Raw genomic sequence first — 17577 nt, 5'->3', positions numbered from 1 at the left:
ATCTGATAGAATTAGAATCTTTTAATGAAAAAATTCTTGTGCAAAGAATTTTAGGTAGGGCAGAAGGTGTAAAAAAATCTCCGACAGTTATTGCAATCGGAGGAATTCATGGTAACGAACGAGCAGGAATAAATGCACTATTAAAAGTTTTTAAAACCATTGAAGATGAGAACATTAATTTAAAAGGAAATTTTTATGGAATCGCTGGAAATATCAACGCTATTTCAGAAAATATTCGTTTTAAGAATGTTGATTTAAATAGAATTTGGACAAAAAAGGAAATTTTAAAATTATATTTAGAAAATGACTTTGAAATAGAATCTAAAGAACAGCATGAAATATACATTGTTATAAAAGATATTTTAAAGAAAGAAAAAGGACCTTTTTATTTTTTAGATTTACATACCACTTCCTCAGATACACAACCATTTATTACGATAAGTGATTCTTTAAATAATAGAAAATATTCATCAAATTTTACGATTCCAACTATTTTAGGAATTGAAGAGTATTTAGATGGACCTTTACTGACTTATATTAACGAATTTGGTCATATTGCTTTAGGTTTTGAAGCTGGTCAGCATGATAGTGAAGTGTCTGTAGATAATTGTGTTGCATTTCTTTGGTTAGCTTTGGTTGCTGCAAAATGTATCAATCAAAAAGATGTGAAGAAGTATGCTTTCTACAAAAACTCATTAACCTTATTTAATGAAGATCAAGATTTTTATAAAATTGATTATAAGTACACGATAAAGCCTTTTGAAAACTTTAAAATGGTGAGCGGCTATCAAAACTTTCAAGAAATTGTAAAACATGAGTTGTTAGCTTATAGTAACGAAAGGGAAGTAGATGCAATACAAAAGGGGAAAATATTTATGCCTTTGTATCAAGAAAAGGGTGATGATGGCTTTTTTATTATTACAAGGATTTCTAAGTTTTGGTTAAAAGCATCAAGGTTGGCTAGAAAACTTCGTTTTCATCAGTTTTTAAAGTTATTACCAGGCGTAAAATCAGATAAAAGAAAACCTTATACATTAATTGTAAACCCAAGAACAGCAAAGTTTTTGGCAATAGAAATTTTTCATTTATTTGGATATAGAAAAAAAGTAATAAAAGACGATAAGTTTCATTTTATTAAAAGAGATCGAAAAATTAGTGAGTTTATTTAATCTTCTAAACTTGCGCGATCAATAATATTTTCTGGAATTGCTTTTTTAGCTTTTGCGCCCATTTTTTTCAATTTTTCAACACTATTGATTAAGTTTCCTCTGCCGTCAAAAAGTTTATTCATGGCGCTAGAGTATTCTTTTTTGCTATCATCAATTCGTTTTCCAATATTTACTAAATCACCTAAAAGACCTTGAAATTTATCATACAAAGCTCCTGCTTGTCTCGCAATTTCTATGGCGTTTTTTTGTTGTTTTTCATTATTCCACATAGAATCTATAGTTCTTAAAGTGGCTAATAGGGTAGAAGGAGTAACAATTACAATGTTTTTTTCAAATGCTTTATTGTACAAATGATTATCAGTATTTATTGCAACCGCAAAAGCGGGTTCTATTGGAACAAATAATAACACAAAATCTGGAGATTCAATTTTATAAATATCTTCATATTTTTTCTCACTCAATTGGCTTACATGTCTACTTAATGAAGCTATATGTTCTTTTAAAAATAGTGCTTTTAAAGTTTCATCTTCTTCATTTACAAATTGCTCATAAGCAGTTAATGAAACCTTAGAATCTACAATCATTTTTTTATTATCTGGCAAATGAATTACAACATCTGGCAATACTCTTTTACCTTGATCATTTGTAAAGCTTTGCTGAACAAAATACTCTCTATCTTTCTCTAAACCAGATTTTTCTAAAACACGTTCTAAAACTAATTCGCCCCAGTTTCCTTGTGTTTTGTTATCACCTTTTAGTGCTTTTGTAAGATTTAAAGTTTCTTTACTCATTTGTTGGTTCAACTCTTTTAAACCTAAAATTTGCTGACGTAAAGCTGCATGATAATCAATACTTTCTTTGTGTGTTTTATCTACTTTGTCTTCAAAAACTTTAATCTTTTCTTGAAGTGGATTTAAAATTATTTTTAAGTTTTCTTTGTTTTGAAGTGTGAATTTAGATGATTTTTCTTCTAAAATTTTGTTAGCAAGCACTTCAAAATCATTGGTAAATTTTTCTTGCAGTTTTTCTACTTCACTTTTATTAGTTTCTAGTTTTTCTGATGTATTTTTAAATTCAGTTTCTAAACGTGTCTTATCAGAAATTAAGTTTTCTTTTTCTTTTTGAATAAACTTTAATTCACTTTGTAAATCTTCAATTTTATTTTCTGCATTTTTTACAGTTTCATTAAGCTTCGAAATTTCAAATTCTAAGGTAGATTTTTCTTTTTCGGTGTTTCCTTTCTCTTTTTCGAAATTTAATTTGGTTAAAATCTTACCAATAAATAAACCTATAAAGCTAAAAATCAGTGCAATTAATAAGTAAATAATCAATTCGTTCATCATGTCAATTTAAGTTCATAAATTTATCACTTTAAATGTTAGCATAAAATCTTTAAATAACGATTTTATAAACGCTTACGATAATCAAATTAATGAAAAGAATTGCAAGATTTATATTATTTACCCTTTTAGGATGGAAACTGGAAAATGATTTTCCTAAAACACCTTTAAAATATGTTGTTATAGCAGCGCCACACACAAGTTGGATAGATTTTCCTATTGCAATTTTATCTAGAATGGCTTCTGGAACAATGATTCATTTTATTGGGAAAGATTCTTTATTTAAACCACCTTTTGGTTTTTTCTTTAGAGCTTTAGGAGGTACACCAGTAGATAGAACAAAGAGTAACAACTTGGTAGATGCAGTTGTTGATGTTTTTAATTCTAAAGAAAAGTTTATACTTGGTTTGTCTCCAGAAGGAACAAGAAAAAAGGTTGATAAATGGAAAACAGGTTTTTATTATATTGCTAAAGGAGCGAATGTACCCATTGTAATGGCAACGTTAGATTTTGGGAATAAGAAAATAAAAATATCAGAACCTTATTATACAACATCCAATAAAGATAAGGACTTTGAGGTGTTTCATGCTTTTTATAAGAACGTAAAAGGAAAAAATCCTGAATTATTTTAAGAATTTTGTATAGAATACAATAAAAAAGACTAAATTTGTATCGTAGACAATATTTTCTAATAGAGATTAGGGGCTTTATTTTAAATGAGTTTACAAAATAGCATACGCTATGATAATAAGTCTCCAGTTTACTGGAGACTTTTTTTTGTGCCCTATATTATTTCTCTGTAACCTTTTGTGCAATACCAACAATTACTTCTGTAGCTTTCATCATAGATTCTATTGGTACATACTCAAAACGTCCATGAAAATTATGTCCACCTGCAAAAATATTAGGACAAGGTAATCCTTTGTAAGATAATTGAGAACCATCTGTTCCTCCACGAATTGCTTTAATTAAAGGAGTAATTCCTAAATCTTTCATCACTTCTTCTGCAATATCTACAATGTGCATTACAGGAGTAATTTTTTCTTTCATATTAAAGTATTGATCTTTAATTTCCACTTTAATGATTTCTTGATTATGCTTTTTATTAAAATCAACTGCAATTTTTTGCATTAATTTTTTTCTCTCTTCAAACAAGTCTAAGTCATGGTCTCTTATAATGTATTCTAAGACAGTTTCTTCTACATTACCATTTATATCATGTAAATGGAAAAAACCTTCATAACCTTCTGTTTTTTCAGGAACTTCTTGTGCAGGAAGTGTATTCATAAACTCATTTGCAATTAGCATAGAATTAACCATTTTTCCTTTTGCGTAACCTGGGTGTACAATTTTACCAGTAATCGTAACTTTTGCACCTGCAGCATTAAAGTTTTCGTACTCTAATTCACCAATCTGACTTCCATCCATTGTGTACGCCCATTCTGCACCGAATTTTTCAACATCAAATAAATGAGCTCCTTTACCAACTTCTTCATCTGGCGTAAAACAAATTCTAATTTTACCATGTTTAATTTCTGGATGCTGAATTAAATATTCCATCGCAGTAACTATTTCTGTAATACCAGCTTTATCATCTGCTCCTAAAAGCGTTGTTCCATCTGTAGTTATAATCGTTTGCCCTTTATATTGCAATAAATCATCAAAATAAGAAGAAGATAAAATAATATTCTTCTCTTTATTTAAAACGATGTCTTTTCCATCATAATTCTCAGTAATTTGAGGATTTACGTTTTTACCTGTAAAATCTGGACTTGTATCAATGTGTGCAACAAAACCAATTGTAGGTACTTCGTAATCAATATTACTTGGTAAAGTTGCCATGATGTAGCAATTATCATCTAAATCTACATCTTGCATACCAATTTGATTTAGTTCTTCAACTAAAACCTTGGCTAAATCCCATTGTTTTTCTGTACTTGGAAAAGCTGGATTGTTTGGGTCTGACTCAGTATCTATGGTAATGTATTTTACAAATCTGTCGGTAATGTGTTTTTTATCAATCATTTTAAATGTTTGTTTTAATGTTTTCTATAAAACTGAAAGCTTTACATAATCTTTTGTTTACTAAAGAATCTCCATATACTTCTGCTTTAGCGAGTATAAAATTTTGTTCATTTACTTTGATAAAAAAATGACAAACTTGATAATCGTAACGTCCCTTTTTTCCTTTAGAAATAGTGAAATAAGTTGGTTTATTGATTATTGAGGTTTCTTTAGACTTAATTTTGATCAACTTTTTAGTTAAATTCTCTTGCTCTTGTTTTAATTTAAAAGCGGTATCAAATTTAATGTTTTTGTTGATAATAGTAAAGTCTAAAAGCAATGTTTCTGTTAATTGTTTTGTAGTATCTGCAGTGTAAATTGAAGATTGAATTTGATCATAATATAAATTTGTTTTCCATGTTTTAGGAATTTGAACCGAAAACAGTTTTTTAACGTCGTTTACTTCTTCTAAATCTTTAAAACTTGAAGTTTTACAATTAAAATCTGAACTAATTTCAGATTGTTGAGAACAGGACAAAAATAGGAGTGAAGCTCCAATTAACACGATAAGTTTCTTCATTTTATTTTAAAACCAATTTGCCTAATTTATTATTACCAGATAACCATGCTATGTTTCTATCTACAAATTGAATTGCATAATAAGAGTCTTTAGAAACTTCGTTCCATGTAATTCCACCATCGTTAGAGTATGAAATTCCTGTTTTACCAACAGCAAAAATTTCCTTTCCATTTGTTTTTGGTACATATTGCACACAACTTTTGTAATTAGGGTTTTGTCCATCAGCAACTATCGTCCAAGTTTTTCCACCATCATTTGTAATTGCTTTATTTGCTTTGTTTGCTAATGGTTTTGAGTAATCACCTCCAATTGCAATTCCGTTGTTTTTATCAAAAAAATCTATAGAATAAATTCCTTGAGGACCTTCACCTTGAATAAAAGGTGTTTCAAAAATTTGCCAAGTCTTTCCAAAATCATCAGATTTTAAAATACGTGCTTTTTTTCCTCCGGATGCAATCCAAACAGTACTTCCGATTGTTTTAATATTTGTGTTACTTGCAGCGAAAAATGCTTCATCTTCTTCGGATTTTGGTAATTCCGAACACGGAATTTTATGCCAAGTATTTCCTCCATCCGAAGTTAAAATAATAGAAGCACAATCTTCTGTTGGATCTCCAACTGCAATTCCATGTTTATTGTCATCAAAAAACTGCATCGCATCATAAAACACTTTTTCATGATTTTCTGAATATTTTAATTCAGCTTTTCCACCAGAAATACGATATAATAATGCAGGATTACTAATACTTAAAGCAAATACAGCTTTACTATTTGAAGCAATACTTCTAAAATTTGGACGAATAGAATCTTGGTATTTAATTTCTATGGGTGTAAAAGTTGTTTTTTCATCATCAGAAAAGAAACCAACGTCTCCATTAGAACCAGCGTAAATTACTTTATGTGCGTTTACAACCTGAATTGCACGTATGCTAACACTGTCCATTTTAAACTCTTGCACAGTAATCGTATTGATTTCTCTAGGTTGATAATTGTCCTTACAAGAGACAAAAACTAGGAAAGCAAAAATAATTACGTTTATTCTTTTCATTTTTGATACTTTTATAGCACTAAAATAAACAAATCATTTTTAGATAATGAAAAAAGCGTTGGTAATTTCTGGAGGAGGAAGTAAAGGAGCATTTGCAGGTGGAGTTGCTCAATATTTAATGAAGAAAGAAAACAAAGATTACGATTTGTTTATAGGTACTTCTACAGGAAGTTTAATGGTTTCTCATTTGGCTTTAGGTAGATTAGATGCTTTAAAAAAGCTATATACCAATGTAAACCAGAAAACTATTTTTAGTAATAATCCTTTTAAAATTAAAAGAGTTGCAGGAGAAAAAGTGATTAGTATTCGTCACTTAAATACACTTTGGAATTTTTTAAACGGAAGAAAAACTTTTGGAGAAAGTAAAAATCTTAGAAGTTTAATTAAAAAAAATGTTACAGAAGAAATGTACCACGAAATTAGAGAAAACAACAAAGAAGTTGTGGTTACTGTTTCAAATTTAACGGCAAACCAAATTGAATATAAATCGATAAATGATTGTACTTATGATGATTTTTGCGATTGGATTTGGGGTTCTTGTAACTATGTGCCTTTTATGAGTTTGTTAGAAAAAAATAATTGTCAATATGCAGATGGTGGTTTTGGTTCTTTAGTACCAATTAGAGAAGCTATTTTAAGAGGAGCAACAGAAATTGATGCTATTATCTTAGAAACCGAGGTTACTCAATTTAATAGATTACCTGCTAAAAACCCGTTTTCATTACTGTTTGATGTGTTTGATTTTATGTTAACACATGTAGAAAGACATAATATTACGATTGGAAAATTAGCAGCAAATAACAAAGACATAAAATTAAATCTTTATTATACACCAACAGTTTTAACGACTAATTCTTTAGTTTTTGATGAAACTTTAATGCGTAAATGGTGGAAATCTGGTTATAAATATGCAAAATCTAAACGAGAAGAATTAATGAGTGAGTTTAGGCCAGATGTTTTAACGGATAAAGAAATAGAAGAGTTTATAGAAAAAACTGATTTAGGTTAACCGAATCTTAAGCATAAAAAAAATCCAGTTTAAAAACTGGATTTTTTTTGTGCTCTATTTTTTATCTCTTAAATTCTGAATACATATTATTACTTGCAGGAGTTGCTAATTTTGAATTATAAATTTCAGAATATTCTTGAATGCTATTTTTAAAAGTTCCTCTTGCTCCAGTTGTTATATAAATTATAGTTCTGTCTAATAATGGATCAGAACGTTCTCCTAAAACACCTAAATTACCATAATCTTCTGCTAATTGTATTCCTGGTACTGTTACTCCAGGTACAAAACCTCCAGCTTCATTTTTATTGTCTTTATTAGATATTTCTAAAACGATAGGTTGCATTGCGTACGTATGTTCTGTACTTAAATTATCGCCACTTCTAGATAAATTATCAGAATCATACAATGTAATAGAACCAACTTGTTTACCAACAGTTGTTGTACCTACTATTTTTACATCTATATAAGCTCTTAAAGAATTAATGACCAATTCTGATGCAGATGCAGTACTACCAGAAACAATAAAATAAACTGTAGAAAGGTTTAAACTGTTTATAGATTCTTGAAGAATAATATTTCCATTTTGATCTGTATTTCTAATTTCATTTGTAAAATAGTTTAAAAATAGATCAGGATCAAGAGCGGCTTGTACTTTATCATTCCAAACTTCTTTAGAATACAATTCACCATTAAATTGACCAGTAATCATACTTCCTAAATAAGTAGCAGTACTAACAGCACCACCTCCATTATATCTTAAATCGATAATTAATTCATTTACACCTTCAGCTTTAAAAGAATTAAAAGCAGTATTTAATTGTCCGTCATAAGAACTAGAAAACTGATTGTATAGTAAATATCCTATTTTTTTAGTTCCTTCATCTATTACTTTAGAAATTGCAACAGGGTTTTCTGATACTTGTTCTTTTGTTAATGTAACAGTTGTACCGTTAGAAGTTGGATTTCCACTATTATAATCAGCAAAACCAACATTTAAACTAGTGTTATCACTAAATAATAAATTGGTGTAATTACTATCGGTTATTTGTGTTCCGTTAACTGTATTAAAAATCATACCACGAGTTACTCCTTTAGAAGCTGCATCTGTATTAGGTATTACATATCTTATGTAGCCAAAAACATTTGTATTGCTATCACTATTTCGTTTTAAACCAAATTCCATTCCTGTACTTTGGTTAATTCCTTCAAAAGAATTTTCTAAAGCTACATAATCATCAACAATCCAAGAAAAACGATCAGAAATTCCATCTTGATAAATTAAACTATTAAAAGAGTCTTCTGGTGAAGAATATCCTCTAAAATGAGCATATACATCATCAAAGTCAGAAAAACGATTGTTAGCTAAATCAGGAACCTCCTTTTGCCAAAAGTAGTAGGAGTTCATTCCTTTCCATATAAAATAGTTGATATCATCTGTAACATTAGGTTCTATACTACTATCATCACTTTTAGAACAAGAAGCTACAAAAAGTACAATAGACAATAGACTTAGCTTTATAATTTTTCTCATATTAATTATTCGTGTTTGGTAAATCTTGGTTTATAAATACACCATTATCAATTTCTCTTTGAGCATTGATACTGTTATATAAATACTCAAAATTATTAGGATTACAATTTGTGTTAGAAACTGCTGTACCTGTTGATATATAATTTAAAACGCTATTTAAAATTGGGTCTGAGGTTTCACCTAAAAGGCCTAAATCTAATACATCTTCATTTGTACAAGTTCTTAAGTTTGATGTAAATCCGTTTTCATAAGTTTGGTCGTCTTTATTTAAAAAACTTAACACAATGGGTTGTAAAGCAATTGTATGTGTCATTTTTCTAAACTCAAAGTCATAATCTTCAGAATTATACAAAGTAATTGAACCTGTATTGTTTCCTGCAGTTGTGTTACCAATAACGTGAACATTAATATAAGGTTTTAGACTATTTATTAATAATTCAATTGCAGAAGAACCAGTGTAGTTTTCTCCATTTAAAATGATATAAACATCCGTTAAATTTAAACTATTAATGTTTGTTGTTGCATCCAACTTTGTTGGAAATTTTGTAATTAAAGAATCTGGTTGATTCACCTGAAACCAAGCTTGTGCTTTTGTATTCCATTGTTCTTTTATCAATACTTCATCAGGAAACTGCCCAGTAATCATACTTGCAATTTGTGAAATATTTTTCGCAAAACTTCCGCCACTAATATTATATCTTAAATCTAAAACCAATTCGTTAACGGATTGATTTTTAAAATTTAAGAAGGTGTTATTTAAATCATTAATGTAGTTTATAGAAAGATCGTTATTGTACATTAAATAACCAACATTATCCGTATTTACAGCAATGGTTTTTTCTAAAAAAGTAGCAGGATAATTATAGTTCAGTTTTTCTAAACTGACAGTTATCGTATTTGGAGTAACTGTTGTTCCATCAAAATCTGCCATTGCTAACGTGAAAGTAGCGTCACCATTTAATAGTAAATCTTCATAATTTGTTCTCGTTAATTGAACACCATTTACTGCATGAAAAAATTGACCTCTTTCTATCGTTTTGTTGGATGCATCAGAGTTTGGTAAAATATGAGTTACATACCCTAAAACATTATCTGGGTCATTTTCTTCTGCAATAATTCCGAATTCTAAACCATTTGTAAAACCAGTTCTTAATTCTGGTTCTATAATTGTATTATAATCTTCAACTAAAGTTGATTTTACATCACCAGAAATTAATAAACTAGTAAATAAAGAATTGTAATCTGGAAAAGAATTTAAATAGGCATTTAATTGTTGATCAGAATTAAAACGAGTATCAGCTAAGTCTGCAATTTGATCTTGATGCAAGTAATAAGCGTTTAAACCTTTCCAAACAAAATCTTGTTCAACAATATCAGCAGGAACTTCGTATTCCTTAGAACAGTTAGATAAAATCAGTACAGAAAAAAGAAAGCAAGTAATTTTAAAGAAGTTTTTCATCAAAAGAAATAAGTGTGTTTATAGTAAAACTAACGCAATATAAAGAGAATTAGTATTATTTTTAAAATATCTTGTAACAAAATATATTGTGCCTCGTCTTAATTATGTAAACCTGTTATAAAGCATTGTATTTATGAGATGTTTACAAGACAAATCAACCAAACCAAATGAACCAGTCAGACTTTTTAAAAGTTGTTTTACCATTTAAAGATAAGGTCTTTCGTTTAGCAAAAAGACTTTTAGTTTCTAGAGAAGAAGCTGAAGATGCTACGCAAGAACTACTCTTTAAACTATGGAAAAGCAGAGAAAAGATTGCTGATTACAAAAACGTTGAAGCATTTGCAATGACAATGACTAAAAACTATTGTTATGATCGTTTAAAATCGAAGCAGGCAAGTAATTTAACATTAGTACACAGTAATTATAAGGAAAAAGATACTAGTTTAGATAAGAAAATTGAACATCGAGACAGTGTAAACCAAGTACACGAGTTGATAAAAGACTTACCTGAACAACAAAAAATTATTATTCAATTAAGAGATGTTGAACAATATGATTTTGATGAAATATGCAAAATGGTAGATATGAAACCAACTGCAGTTAGAGTAGCCTTGTCTAGAGCAAGAAAAACAATAAGAGAAGCATTAATTAAAAAACACAACTATGGAGTTAGCTAACATAGAAATATTAGTAGAAAAATACGAAAACGCGGAAACGTCTTTGCAAGAGGAAACAACCTTAAGAAACTATTTTACAGGAGGTAATGTTGCGCCACATTTGCAAGAGTATGAATACATGTTTAACTATTTTGCTGCTTCAAAAGACGAAACCTATACAAAACCAATTGAGTTAGAACCTAAGAAATCTAAAAAGAGAAACTTTAAATGGTTATCTGTAGCAGCGTCAGTAGTCTTATTATTTAGCGTATTTATTGGAAAACATGAATATGAAAGATATCAAGCAGAAAAACAATTTGCACAAATTAGTAAAGGTTTAAGGCTTTTATCGTCAAATCTTCAAAAAGGAGAACAGGCAGTAGCAACCTTACATATTTATGAAAACACAGTAAACAAAATATTAAAATAAACCAAGTAAAATAGTAAAACCAAGTAAACACAGAAATTATGAAAAAAATAGCAATATTAATAGCGTTAGTCGTTGCACCAATGGTAACAAGCGCACAGTCATTTTTTGACACTTTAGAAGATATGGACGGAGTAGATATGGTAGTAGTTACCAAAGATGCTTTCGAATTAATATCTAAATTCAAAAACATTAAAATAGATGATAATGAAGGAATGAAAGTCTTTCAGATGATTCAAGATTTAAAAGAGTTTAAAATGTTTTCTACTAATGATGCTGGCATTGCAGATAAAATGGATGCAATGGTTCAATCAGCAATTAAGAAACAGAACTTAACGCAGTTAATGCGAATTAAAGAAGATGGATCTCGTATTAAAATCTATGTAAAATCTACAAAGAATAAAGATTTTGTGAGTGAAGTGCTAATGTTTATAAAAGGACTTGACAAAAAAACTAAAGGTAATTCTGAAGCAGTAGTTGTGTCTTTAACAGGTAGTATAGACATTAATAAAATGTCTGAATTAGCAGATACGTTCACTAGCGGGAACGAGAAGTAAACAAAGATGTAAAAGTCGGGTTTTATAAATCCGACTTTTATTTTATCAACTAAAACTAAAAAATAATGAAAAATATAACTAAAATACTTTCTCTTTTATTGCTTGTATTGATGATTACTTCATGTAAAAATGAAAAATCGTTACAAGGATATTTAGTAGAAAGTCAAGAAAAAACTGGATTTATTTCAGTTGATATTCCCACAAGCTTTTTACAATTAAAGTCTGATGATGTTTCAGCAGATGTAAAAGCTACTTTAAAAAGCATTCGTAAAGTAAATGTAGTTGCATTGCCAATTAAAGGAAATGAAGCAGCGTATGAAGTAGAAAAAGCAACATTAAAAGAACTTTTTAAAGATAATAAAGAGTATAAATCTTTAATGTCTATGAAAGCAAAAGGAATGCATGTTAACTTGTATTATACAGGAGATACAGATTCTATAGATGAAGTAATTGCTTTTGGTTATGGTAAAGAAGCAGGAGTAGGAGTTGCAAGATTGTTAGGCGATAATATGAATCCGGCAAAGATTATAGAAATGATGAACAATGTGAAAATTGATGGCGACAATGTTAATTTAGAACAGTTTAGCGCAATTTTTAAAGGAAAATAAATCTTTTTAATAGTTAGTTTAAAGCTGTAATCTCTTATGAGGTTACAGCTTTTTTATGTTATTATAATTAGAAAAGGTGAGAAGTGGATTTAGTTAATATGAAAAAACGATTATCATTATTTTGACTGCATTGAAACATCATAATTCAATTTAAAAATCAACTTTATGCTACTTTTTAACTGATTTACTGCTAACTTAAAACTGTTTACTGAATATTAACTGCTCATTAACAACTAAAGTGTTAATATTTCTTACTTTTGAAGCTTATGAATACGATGTTTATGATGATTAAAAAAATGCTCTTTTTTGTTTTAGTAATGCTGAGTTTGGTAAGTTTTTCTCAAACCCATACAGGTTATAAACCAGAAAGAGAGAAAATTCACGATTTAGTGCACACAAAACTAAAAATGGATTTTAATTTTAAAGAAAAGCAATTAAATGGTGAAGCTTGGATTACTGCAAAACCTCATTTTTATGCAACCAACAAATTTACGTTAGATGCAAAAGCAATGGTTATTCATCAAGTTTCTATAAATAGCCAGAAATTAGATTTTAATTATGATGATGCTCAGATTGTTATAGACTTACCAAAAGAATATACAAAAGAGGAAGCATTTACAGTTTATATTAAATATACTGCGCGTCCAGAAAAAGTAAAACAAAAAGGATCTGCAGCAATAACAGATGCAAAAGGTTTGTATTTTATAAATGCAGATGGTTTTGATAAAAACAAACCCACTCAAATCTGGACTCAAGGAGAAACGGAAGCAAATAGTTGCTGGTTTCCAACAATAGACAGTCCGAATCAGAAAACAACGCAAGAAATTTACATTACAGTTCCTAATAAGTTTCAAACACTTTCTAACGGAAAATTGATAAGTCAAACTAATAACGGAACCAACAGAACTGATTACTGGAAAATGGATCAGAAACACGCTCCGTATTTGGTTTTTATGGGAATTGGCGAGTATGAGATTATTAAAGATTCGTATAAAAATATTCCTGTAAACTATTATGTAGAAAAAGAATATGCACCTTATGCAAAGGCTATTTTTGGCTTAACACCAGAAATGATGGGCTTCTTTTCTACTGTTTTAGGCGTGGAATATCCTTGGAACAAATACCATCAGATTGTTGGTAGAGATTACGTTTCTGGAGCTATGGAAAACACAACAGCTGTAATTCATGGAGAAAAAGCATATCAAACTCCTGGTCAATTAATTGATGAAAATGTACAAGAAAATACCATTGCACATGAATTATTTCATCATTGGTTTGGAGATTTAGTAACATCAGAAAGTTGGTCTAATCTTACTTTAAACGAATCTTTTGCTAATTATAGCGAATATTTATGGAGAGAACATAAATACGGAAAATTAGATGCAGACATGCATTTGTTTGAAGATAGAGATGCGTATAAAAACGGACAGAATAACGATAAACATTTAGTGCGTTTTAATTATACTGATAAAGAAGATATGTTCGATTTAGTGAGCTACAATAAAGGTGGCGCTATTTTACACATGTTGCGTAATTATGTTGGTGATGAAGCTTTTTTCTTAGGCTTAAAAACCTATTTAACAGAGAATAAATACAAAGCGGCAGAAGTACATCAATTGCGATTAGTTTTCGAAAGAATCACAGGTAAAGACTTAAATTGGTTCTTTAATCAATGGTACTTTAATGCAGGGCATCCAAAAATTGATGTTACTTACGATTACAATACAATTCAGAAAAAAGTAACTGTAAACTTGCAACAATTAAATGTTACTGAGTTTAAATTTCCTTTAGCGATTGATATTTATGAAGATGGACAAAGAACAAGACACAACGTTTTTGTAAATGAGAATGATGCTTCTTTTACTTTCCCTTATACAAAACAACCAACCTTAATTCAAGTTAATGGAGATGGAGTATTATTATGTGAAATAACAGAAAATAAAGTGTTGAGCGATTATATCTTTCAATTAAAAAATGCAGTGAATTATGCACATAGAAGAGAAGCATTGTTAGAAGTCGCTAAAAAGCAAGAAGACAAAACAGCTTTTAATGCAGTCGCAAATGCAATGAGCGATCCTTCTTACAGAATTAGAATGCTGGCTTTACAAAAGATAGATTTAATTAATAAATTTTCTAAAAAATATGCAATTCAAAAAATAATGGATATTGCGAATACGGATGAAAAAACATTGGTACAAGCAACAGCAATTGAAACGTTAGGGAAATTAACAGATCCTGAGTTAAAAGCAATATTTGCAAAAGGATTAGAAAGCAAATCGTATTCTGTAATAGGTAAAGCCTTAGTTGCTATGTATTATGTGGATAAACAAGCTGCAATTGCCAAATCTAGCCAATTGCCAGATGCCATTAGAAAAATATTAGCAACGCCTTTAACACGTATTTATATTGAAGAAAAGGACGAAAAAGAATTGCCTTTTATCGCTAAAAGTGTCTTGTCTGGTATGTTTTTAACAGGTGATGATAGTACAAAAGCAATTTACCAAAAAGCATTTACTCAAATTTCTGAAAGTAATAACGCAGAAGCAATTCAGAATTTAGTAGATGATATGGTTGTAAAAGGAACGCAATACAAATCATTTAATTTTGATAAAGTAGTGATTAACTTAATGCGTAGAATGGTACAAGATCAAAAAACGAAGAATACGCCTAATAGAGCTAGAAACACTGCTATTATTAAAGAAGCAATGGCGAAGTTATTATAAGTTTTCGTTTCTATTTTAGTTAGCTGTAATTTTGACATTTTCTAAAAAATTAACAACAAAATCACAATGAATAAAATTATAAAACACACTTGTATTCTCCTTTTATTCTCTTTTGTTTTTGTCGGTTGTAAAAGCAATCAAAAAAATAATAATTTTGAATTAAAACAAGGAGATTTACTGTTTCAAAATACAGGAACAGGTGAAATAGATAATGCAATTAAAGATGTAACAGCAACTTCATTGTCTAAAAACTATTCGCATGTTGGGTTGGCAATGCAAGAAGATGACAAATGGTTTGTTGTAGAAGCGATTCCGAAAGAAGGAATTTGCCAAACTCCTTTAAAAAAGTTTCTAAACAGGAATAAAAATAAATTCAACAAATCTCAAACTACGGTTGCAAGATTACATAGCTATTACCAACCTTATATTTCTAAAGCCATAGCGTATGGAATCGAAAGAATAGATACACCTTATGATGAGATTTTTTTATGGGACGACAATTCTTATTATTGCTCAGAATTGGTTTATAAAATGTTTTCTTCTCAAGATTTATCGAAAGATGCGATTCCTTTTTTAACGCATCCAATGACGTTTAACGACAGTACAGGAAACCCAATGCCAAGTTGGAAAGCTTATTATAAAACACGCAATCAGCCAATTCCTGAGGGAATTGAAGGAACAAATCCTAATTTGATGGCTAGCAGTCCTCGTATTAAATTTGTGCATGATTATGAGAATGAATAAACGTATTTCATATAAACGACTGCAACAGTAGTTGTAATTAATACGGGTTTTAAATTTCTACTTTAAAAAGAATCAATGTTATATATTATTGCGATTGCCGTACTTCTTGTTGTTTTGTTTGTGGGTTTAAAACCAAAGAAAAAAGCATCCGAAATTCCGTTAGAAAAAGTGGTTATTCCCGAGCATTGGCATCAACTGTTGTTAGATAACATCCTTTTTTATAAAAAGTTAACTACGGATGAGCAAAAGTTATTCTCTACAAAGATGTTTCATTTCTTAGCAACAAAAAATATTGAAGCTGTTCATTTTGAGTTAGAAGAATTAGACAGATTGTTAATTGCTGCAAGTGCTGTAATTCCTGTTTTTAGATTTAAAAATTGGAATTATGCTAATTTAACAACTGTTTTAATTTATCCTGATGATTTTGATGATGATTTACAGTTTGATTCTAAAGTTGACGGGAGAACTATTGGTGGTTTGGTGGGTACAGGAAGATTCGAAAATCAAATGATTTTATCTAGAAAAGCGTTACATCACGGTTTTAGTAATAAAACGGACAAAGGAAATACGGCAATTCACGAATTTATTCACCTTTTAGACAAAACAGATGGTGTTATCGATGGAATTCCTGCTGCTTTGTTAGACAAACAATACACAATTCCTTATTTGCAATTGGTTCATAAAGAAATGGAAGCCATTAATAATGATGCTTCAGATATTAGAAATTATGGTGGAACCTCACAAATTGAATTCTTAGCAGTTGCAGGAGAATACTTTTTCGAAAGACCAAAGTTGTTTAAAAGAAAACATCCAGAATTGTATAAAATGCTGGATGCTTGTTTTATTAAGTAAAAAAGTTATTTACTAAATCTTTTCCTGTTCAAAAATAATAGTTCTTTCTGTCTTTTTCTTATACAGGTTTTTAGGCATAATTTCTTTGTTCCCCGAAGTTAAATAGTATTTACTATTCGGATTTAAAATATAATCGAGTTGATGCGCAATCATTTTTTCAAAAGGAAGTAAAAAGTCCTTTGTATCACAGTTTTCTAAGTCACCTTCATTTAATAAATTTAAAACTGTATAAACCGATTCAATAGTACTCAAACAAAGAGGTTCTGGTTGTTGCTTTATAATAAATTTCGATTTTATTTTATTATCAAAACTTACTCTTTTTAGTGTTTGCAAGTTTTTACTCAGTTTCAACATTTTACGAGCGCAAGGCCAAGTTCCATCGAGAATGAAAAGGTATGGACTTGTACCCATAACAGTATTTATTTCAGCACTTTTTCCTGTCGATAAATTGAAACTCTCTTTTCCTGGATACAATAAAAATGAAGTACTGTTTTCTTGATTCAGTATTTCATTGATACGTTTATTATTGGTAAAATCGACACCAACGATTATTTCTGAATTTTCAAGTTGAAGATTTGTCATCGTTCCCGTTCCGTTTTTTTCTTTTTTGTACTCTTTCGGGTGCATCAAAATAATAAAACGAGTCTTCGTCTGCAAAGTATTAATGTGTTTGCAAATACAAGTGCTTAAAGGTCGCATACATTTGTAACATTTTACTCTTGGATTTTCTATTTCTACTTGCAAGGTGAATCTCTTTTTGTTTTTCTAATAAGGATAACTAAATACGTTTACGCAACGTTTTAAACTGTTGATAATCGTAGCCGACAAAGTTAGATTTTTAGAATCAAAAAATGGACAAGTATAAAAAGG

General features: G+C 29.5%; 17 protein-coding genes. 10 read left to right on the top strand and 7 right to left on the bottom strand.

Annotation, left to right across the window (positions count from 1 at the left end):
* The first annotated feature begins 38 nt into the window (after nucleotides 1-38).
* Nucleotides 39-1169, top strand: a complete 1131-nt coding sequence (locus BTO07_RS03180; protein ID WP_157663270.1) for a succinylglutamate desuccinylase/aspartoacylase domain-containing protein — start codon at nucleotides 39-41, stop codon at nucleotides 1167-1169.
* On the opposite strand, the gene rmuC is transcribed toward BTO07_RS03180, so the two are convergent.
* Entirely contained in the window at nucleotides 1166-2509 is a 1344-nt protein-coding gene (gene rmuC, locus BTO07_RS03175; protein ID WP_087519853.1) for a DNA recombination protein RmuC, read from the bottom strand. The genes BTO07_RS03180 and rmuC overlap by 4 nt on opposite strands.
* Nucleotides 2510-2601: 92 nt before the next feature.
* Between rmuC and BTO07_RS03170 the strand changes: the two genes are divergently transcribed.
* Nucleotides 2602-3141 (top strand): 1-acyl-sn-glycerol-3-phosphate acyltransferase, encoded by a 540-nt coding sequence (locus BTO07_RS03170; RefSeq protein WP_087519852.1) that lies wholly within the window; start codon nucleotides 2602-2604, stop codon nucleotides 3139-3141.
* A gap of 157 nt (nucleotides 3142-3298) precedes the next feature.
* On the opposite strand, the gene pepT is transcribed toward BTO07_RS03170, so the two are convergent.
* From pepT to BTO07_RS03155, 3 genes are read right to left on the bottom strand one after another with little or no spacing between them, the layout of a single operon-like run.
* The gene (gene pepT, locus BTO07_RS03165; RefSeq protein ID WP_087519851.1) at nucleotides 3299-4534 is read right to left on the bottom strand and encodes a peptidase T; all 1236 of its coding nucleotides are present in this window, start codon (nucleotides 4532-4534) and stop codon (nucleotides 3299-3301) included.
* A gap of 1 nt (nucleotide 4535) precedes the next feature.
* The gene (locus BTO07_RS03160; protein WP_087519850.1) at nucleotides 4536-5093 is read right to left on the bottom strand and encodes a hypothetical protein; all 558 of its coding nucleotides are present in this window, start codon (nucleotides 5091-5093) and stop codon (nucleotides 4536-4538) included.
* Between the two features lies 1 nt (nucleotide 5094).
* On the bottom strand, nucleotides 5095-6141 hold the full coding sequence (locus tag BTO07_RS03155; RefSeq protein ID WP_087519849.1) for a WD40/YVTN/BNR-like repeat-containing protein: 1047 nt from the start codon (nucleotides 6139-6141) through the stop codon (nucleotides 5095-5097).
* A 46-nt stretch (nucleotides 6142-6187) separates the two neighbouring features.
* On the opposite strand from BTO07_RS03155, the gene BTO07_RS03150 reads away from it, so the two are divergent.
* On the top strand, nucleotides 6188-7150 hold the full coding sequence (locus BTO07_RS03150; protein ID WP_087519848.1) for a patatin-like phospholipase family protein: 963 nt from the start codon (nucleotides 6188-6190) through the stop codon (nucleotides 7148-7150).
* Between the two features lie 61 nt (nucleotides 7151-7211).
* On the opposite strand, the gene BTO07_RS03145 is transcribed toward BTO07_RS03150, so the two are convergent.
* Both BTO07_RS03145 and BTO07_RS03140 read right to left on the bottom strand, forming a co-directional pair.
* Nucleotides 7212-8681: a S41 family peptidase gene (locus BTO07_RS03145; RefSeq protein ID WP_087519847.1), complete on the bottom strand. Its 1470-nt coding sequence runs from the start codon at nucleotides 8679-8681 to the stop codon at nucleotides 7212-7214.
* A 1-nt stretch (nucleotide 8682) separates the two neighbouring features.
* A complete protein-coding gene (locus tag BTO07_RS03140) occupies nucleotides 8683-10140 on the bottom strand; it encodes a S41 family peptidase (RefSeq protein WP_087519846.1) in 1458 nt (485 codons plus the stop codon).
* A 167-nt stretch (nucleotides 10141-10307) separates the two neighbouring features.
* Here BTO07_RS03140 and BTO07_RS03135 point away from each other — a divergent pair, with 167 nt between their 5' ends.
* The 7 genes from BTO07_RS03135 to BTO07_RS03105 all read left to right on the top strand — a co-directional run bounded on the left by BTO07_RS03135 (nucleotide 10308) and on the right by BTO07_RS03105 (nucleotide 16707).
* Nucleotides 10308-10817, top strand: a complete 510-nt coding sequence (locus BTO07_RS03135) for an RNA polymerase sigma factor (protein ID WP_087519845.1) — start codon at nucleotides 10308-10310, stop codon at nucleotides 10815-10817.
* Nucleotides 10804-11226 (top strand): hypothetical protein, encoded by a 423-nt coding sequence (locus BTO07_RS03130; RefSeq protein WP_087519844.1) that lies wholly within the window; start codon nucleotides 10804-10806, stop codon nucleotides 11224-11226. The genes BTO07_RS03135 and BTO07_RS03130 overlap by 14 nt, the downstream gene beginning before the upstream one ends.
* Nucleotides 11227-11264: 38 nt before the next feature.
* Entirely contained in the window at nucleotides 11265-11780 is a 516-nt protein-coding gene (locus tag BTO07_RS03125) for a DUF4252 domain-containing protein (protein ID WP_087519843.1), read from the top strand.
* 65 nt (nucleotides 11781-11845) lie between these two features.
* A complete protein-coding gene (locus tag BTO07_RS03120; RefSeq protein WP_087519842.1) occupies nucleotides 11846-12388 on the top strand; it encodes a DUF4252 domain-containing protein in 543 nt (180 codons plus the stop codon).
* A 281-nt stretch (nucleotides 12389-12669) separates the two neighbouring features.
* A complete protein-coding gene (locus BTO07_RS03115) occupies nucleotides 12670-15111 on the top strand; it encodes a M1 family aminopeptidase (RefSeq protein ID WP_087519841.1) in 2442 nt (813 codons plus the stop codon).
* Nucleotides 15112-15177: 66 nt separating this feature from the next.
* Complete coding sequence (locus BTO07_RS03110) at nucleotides 15178-15855, top strand: YiiX/YebB-like N1pC/P60 family cysteine hydrolase (RefSeq protein WP_232457079.1); 678 nt, start codon at nucleotides 15178-15180, stop codon at nucleotides 15853-15855.
* A 75-nt stretch (nucleotides 15856-15930) separates the two neighbouring features.
* Nucleotides 15931-16707 carry a zinc-dependent peptidase gene (locus BTO07_RS03105; RefSeq protein ID WP_087519839.1) on the top strand — a complete coding sequence of 259 codons (777 nt, stop codon included), beginning with the start codon at nucleotides 15931-15933 and terminating at the stop codon, nucleotides 16705-16707.
* Between the two features lie 12 nt (nucleotides 16708-16719).
* Here BTO07_RS03105 and BTO07_RS03100 read toward each other — a convergent pair whose 3' ends face one another.
* Entirely contained in the window at nucleotides 16720-17451 is a 732-nt protein-coding gene (locus BTO07_RS03100) for a tRNA-uridine aminocarboxypropyltransferase (protein ID WP_257789760.1), read from the bottom strand.
* Nucleotides 17452-17577: the final 126 nt, after the last annotated feature.

Origin of the sequence: Polaribacter sp. SA4-12 (genome assembly GCF_002163675.1) — a bacterium.
Classification (GTDB): domain Bacteria; phylum Bacteroidota; class Bacteroidia; order Flavobacteriales; family Flavobacteriaceae; genus Polaribacter.
Note: the sequence above shows the minus strand (reverse complement) of the source record. Positions and strands in the feature narration are given on the sequence as shown.

Coding starts and splice junctions, on each gene's coding strand:
- rmuC (WP_087519853.1), bottom strand. CDS start 2,509: ATGAACGAATTGATTATTTACTTATTAATTGCACTGATTTTTAGCTTT.
- BTO07_RS03170 (WP_087519852.1), top strand. CDS start 2,602: ATGAAAAGAATTGCAAGATTTATATTATTTACCCTTTTAGGATGGAAA.
- pepT (WP_087519851.1), bottom strand. CDS start 4,534: ATGATTGATAAAAAACACATTACCGACAGATTTGTAAAATACATTACC.
- BTO07_RS03160 (WP_087519850.1), bottom strand. CDS start 5,093: ATGAAGAAACTTATCGTGTTAATTGGAGCTTCACTCCTATTTTTGTCC.
- BTO07_RS03155 (WP_087519849.1), bottom strand. CDS start 6,141: ATGAAAAGAATAAACGTAATTATTTTTGCTTTCCTAGTTTTTGTCTCT.
- BTO07_RS03150 (WP_087519848.1), top strand. CDS start 6,188: ATGAAAAAAGCGTTGGTAATTTCTGGAGGAGGAAGTAAAGGAGCATTT.
- BTO07_RS03145 (WP_087519847.1), bottom strand. CDS start 8,681: ATGAGAAAAATTATAAAGCTAAGTCTATTGTCTATTGTACTTTTTGTA.
- BTO07_RS03140 (WP_087519846.1), bottom strand. CDS start 10,140: ATGAAAAACTTCTTTAAAATTACTTGCTTTCTTTTTTCTGTACTGATT.
- BTO07_RS03135 (WP_087519845.1), top strand. CDS start 10,308: ATGAACCAGTCAGACTTTTTAAAAGTTGTTTTACCATTTAAAGATAAG.
- BTO07_RS03130 (WP_087519844.1), top strand. CDS start 10,804: ATGGAGTTAGCTAACATAGAAATATTAGTAGAAAAATACGAAAACGCG.
- BTO07_RS03125 (WP_087519843.1), top strand. CDS start 11,265: ATGAAAAAAATAGCAATATTAATAGCGTTAGTCGTTGCACCAATGGTA.
- BTO07_RS03120 (WP_087519842.1), top strand. CDS start 11,846: ATGAAAAATATAACTAAAATACTTTCTCTTTTATTGCTTGTATTGATG.
- BTO07_RS03115 (WP_087519841.1), top strand. CDS start 12,670: ATGATGATTAAAAAAATGCTCTTTTTTGTTTTAGTAATGCTGAGTTTG.
- BTO07_RS03110 (WP_232457079.1), top strand. CDS start 15,178: ATGAATAAAATTATAAAACACACTTGTATTCTCCTTTTATTCTCTTTT.
- BTO07_RS03105 (WP_087519839.1), top strand. CDS start 15,931: ATGTTATATATTATTGCGATTGCCGTACTTCTTGTTGTTTTGTTTGTG.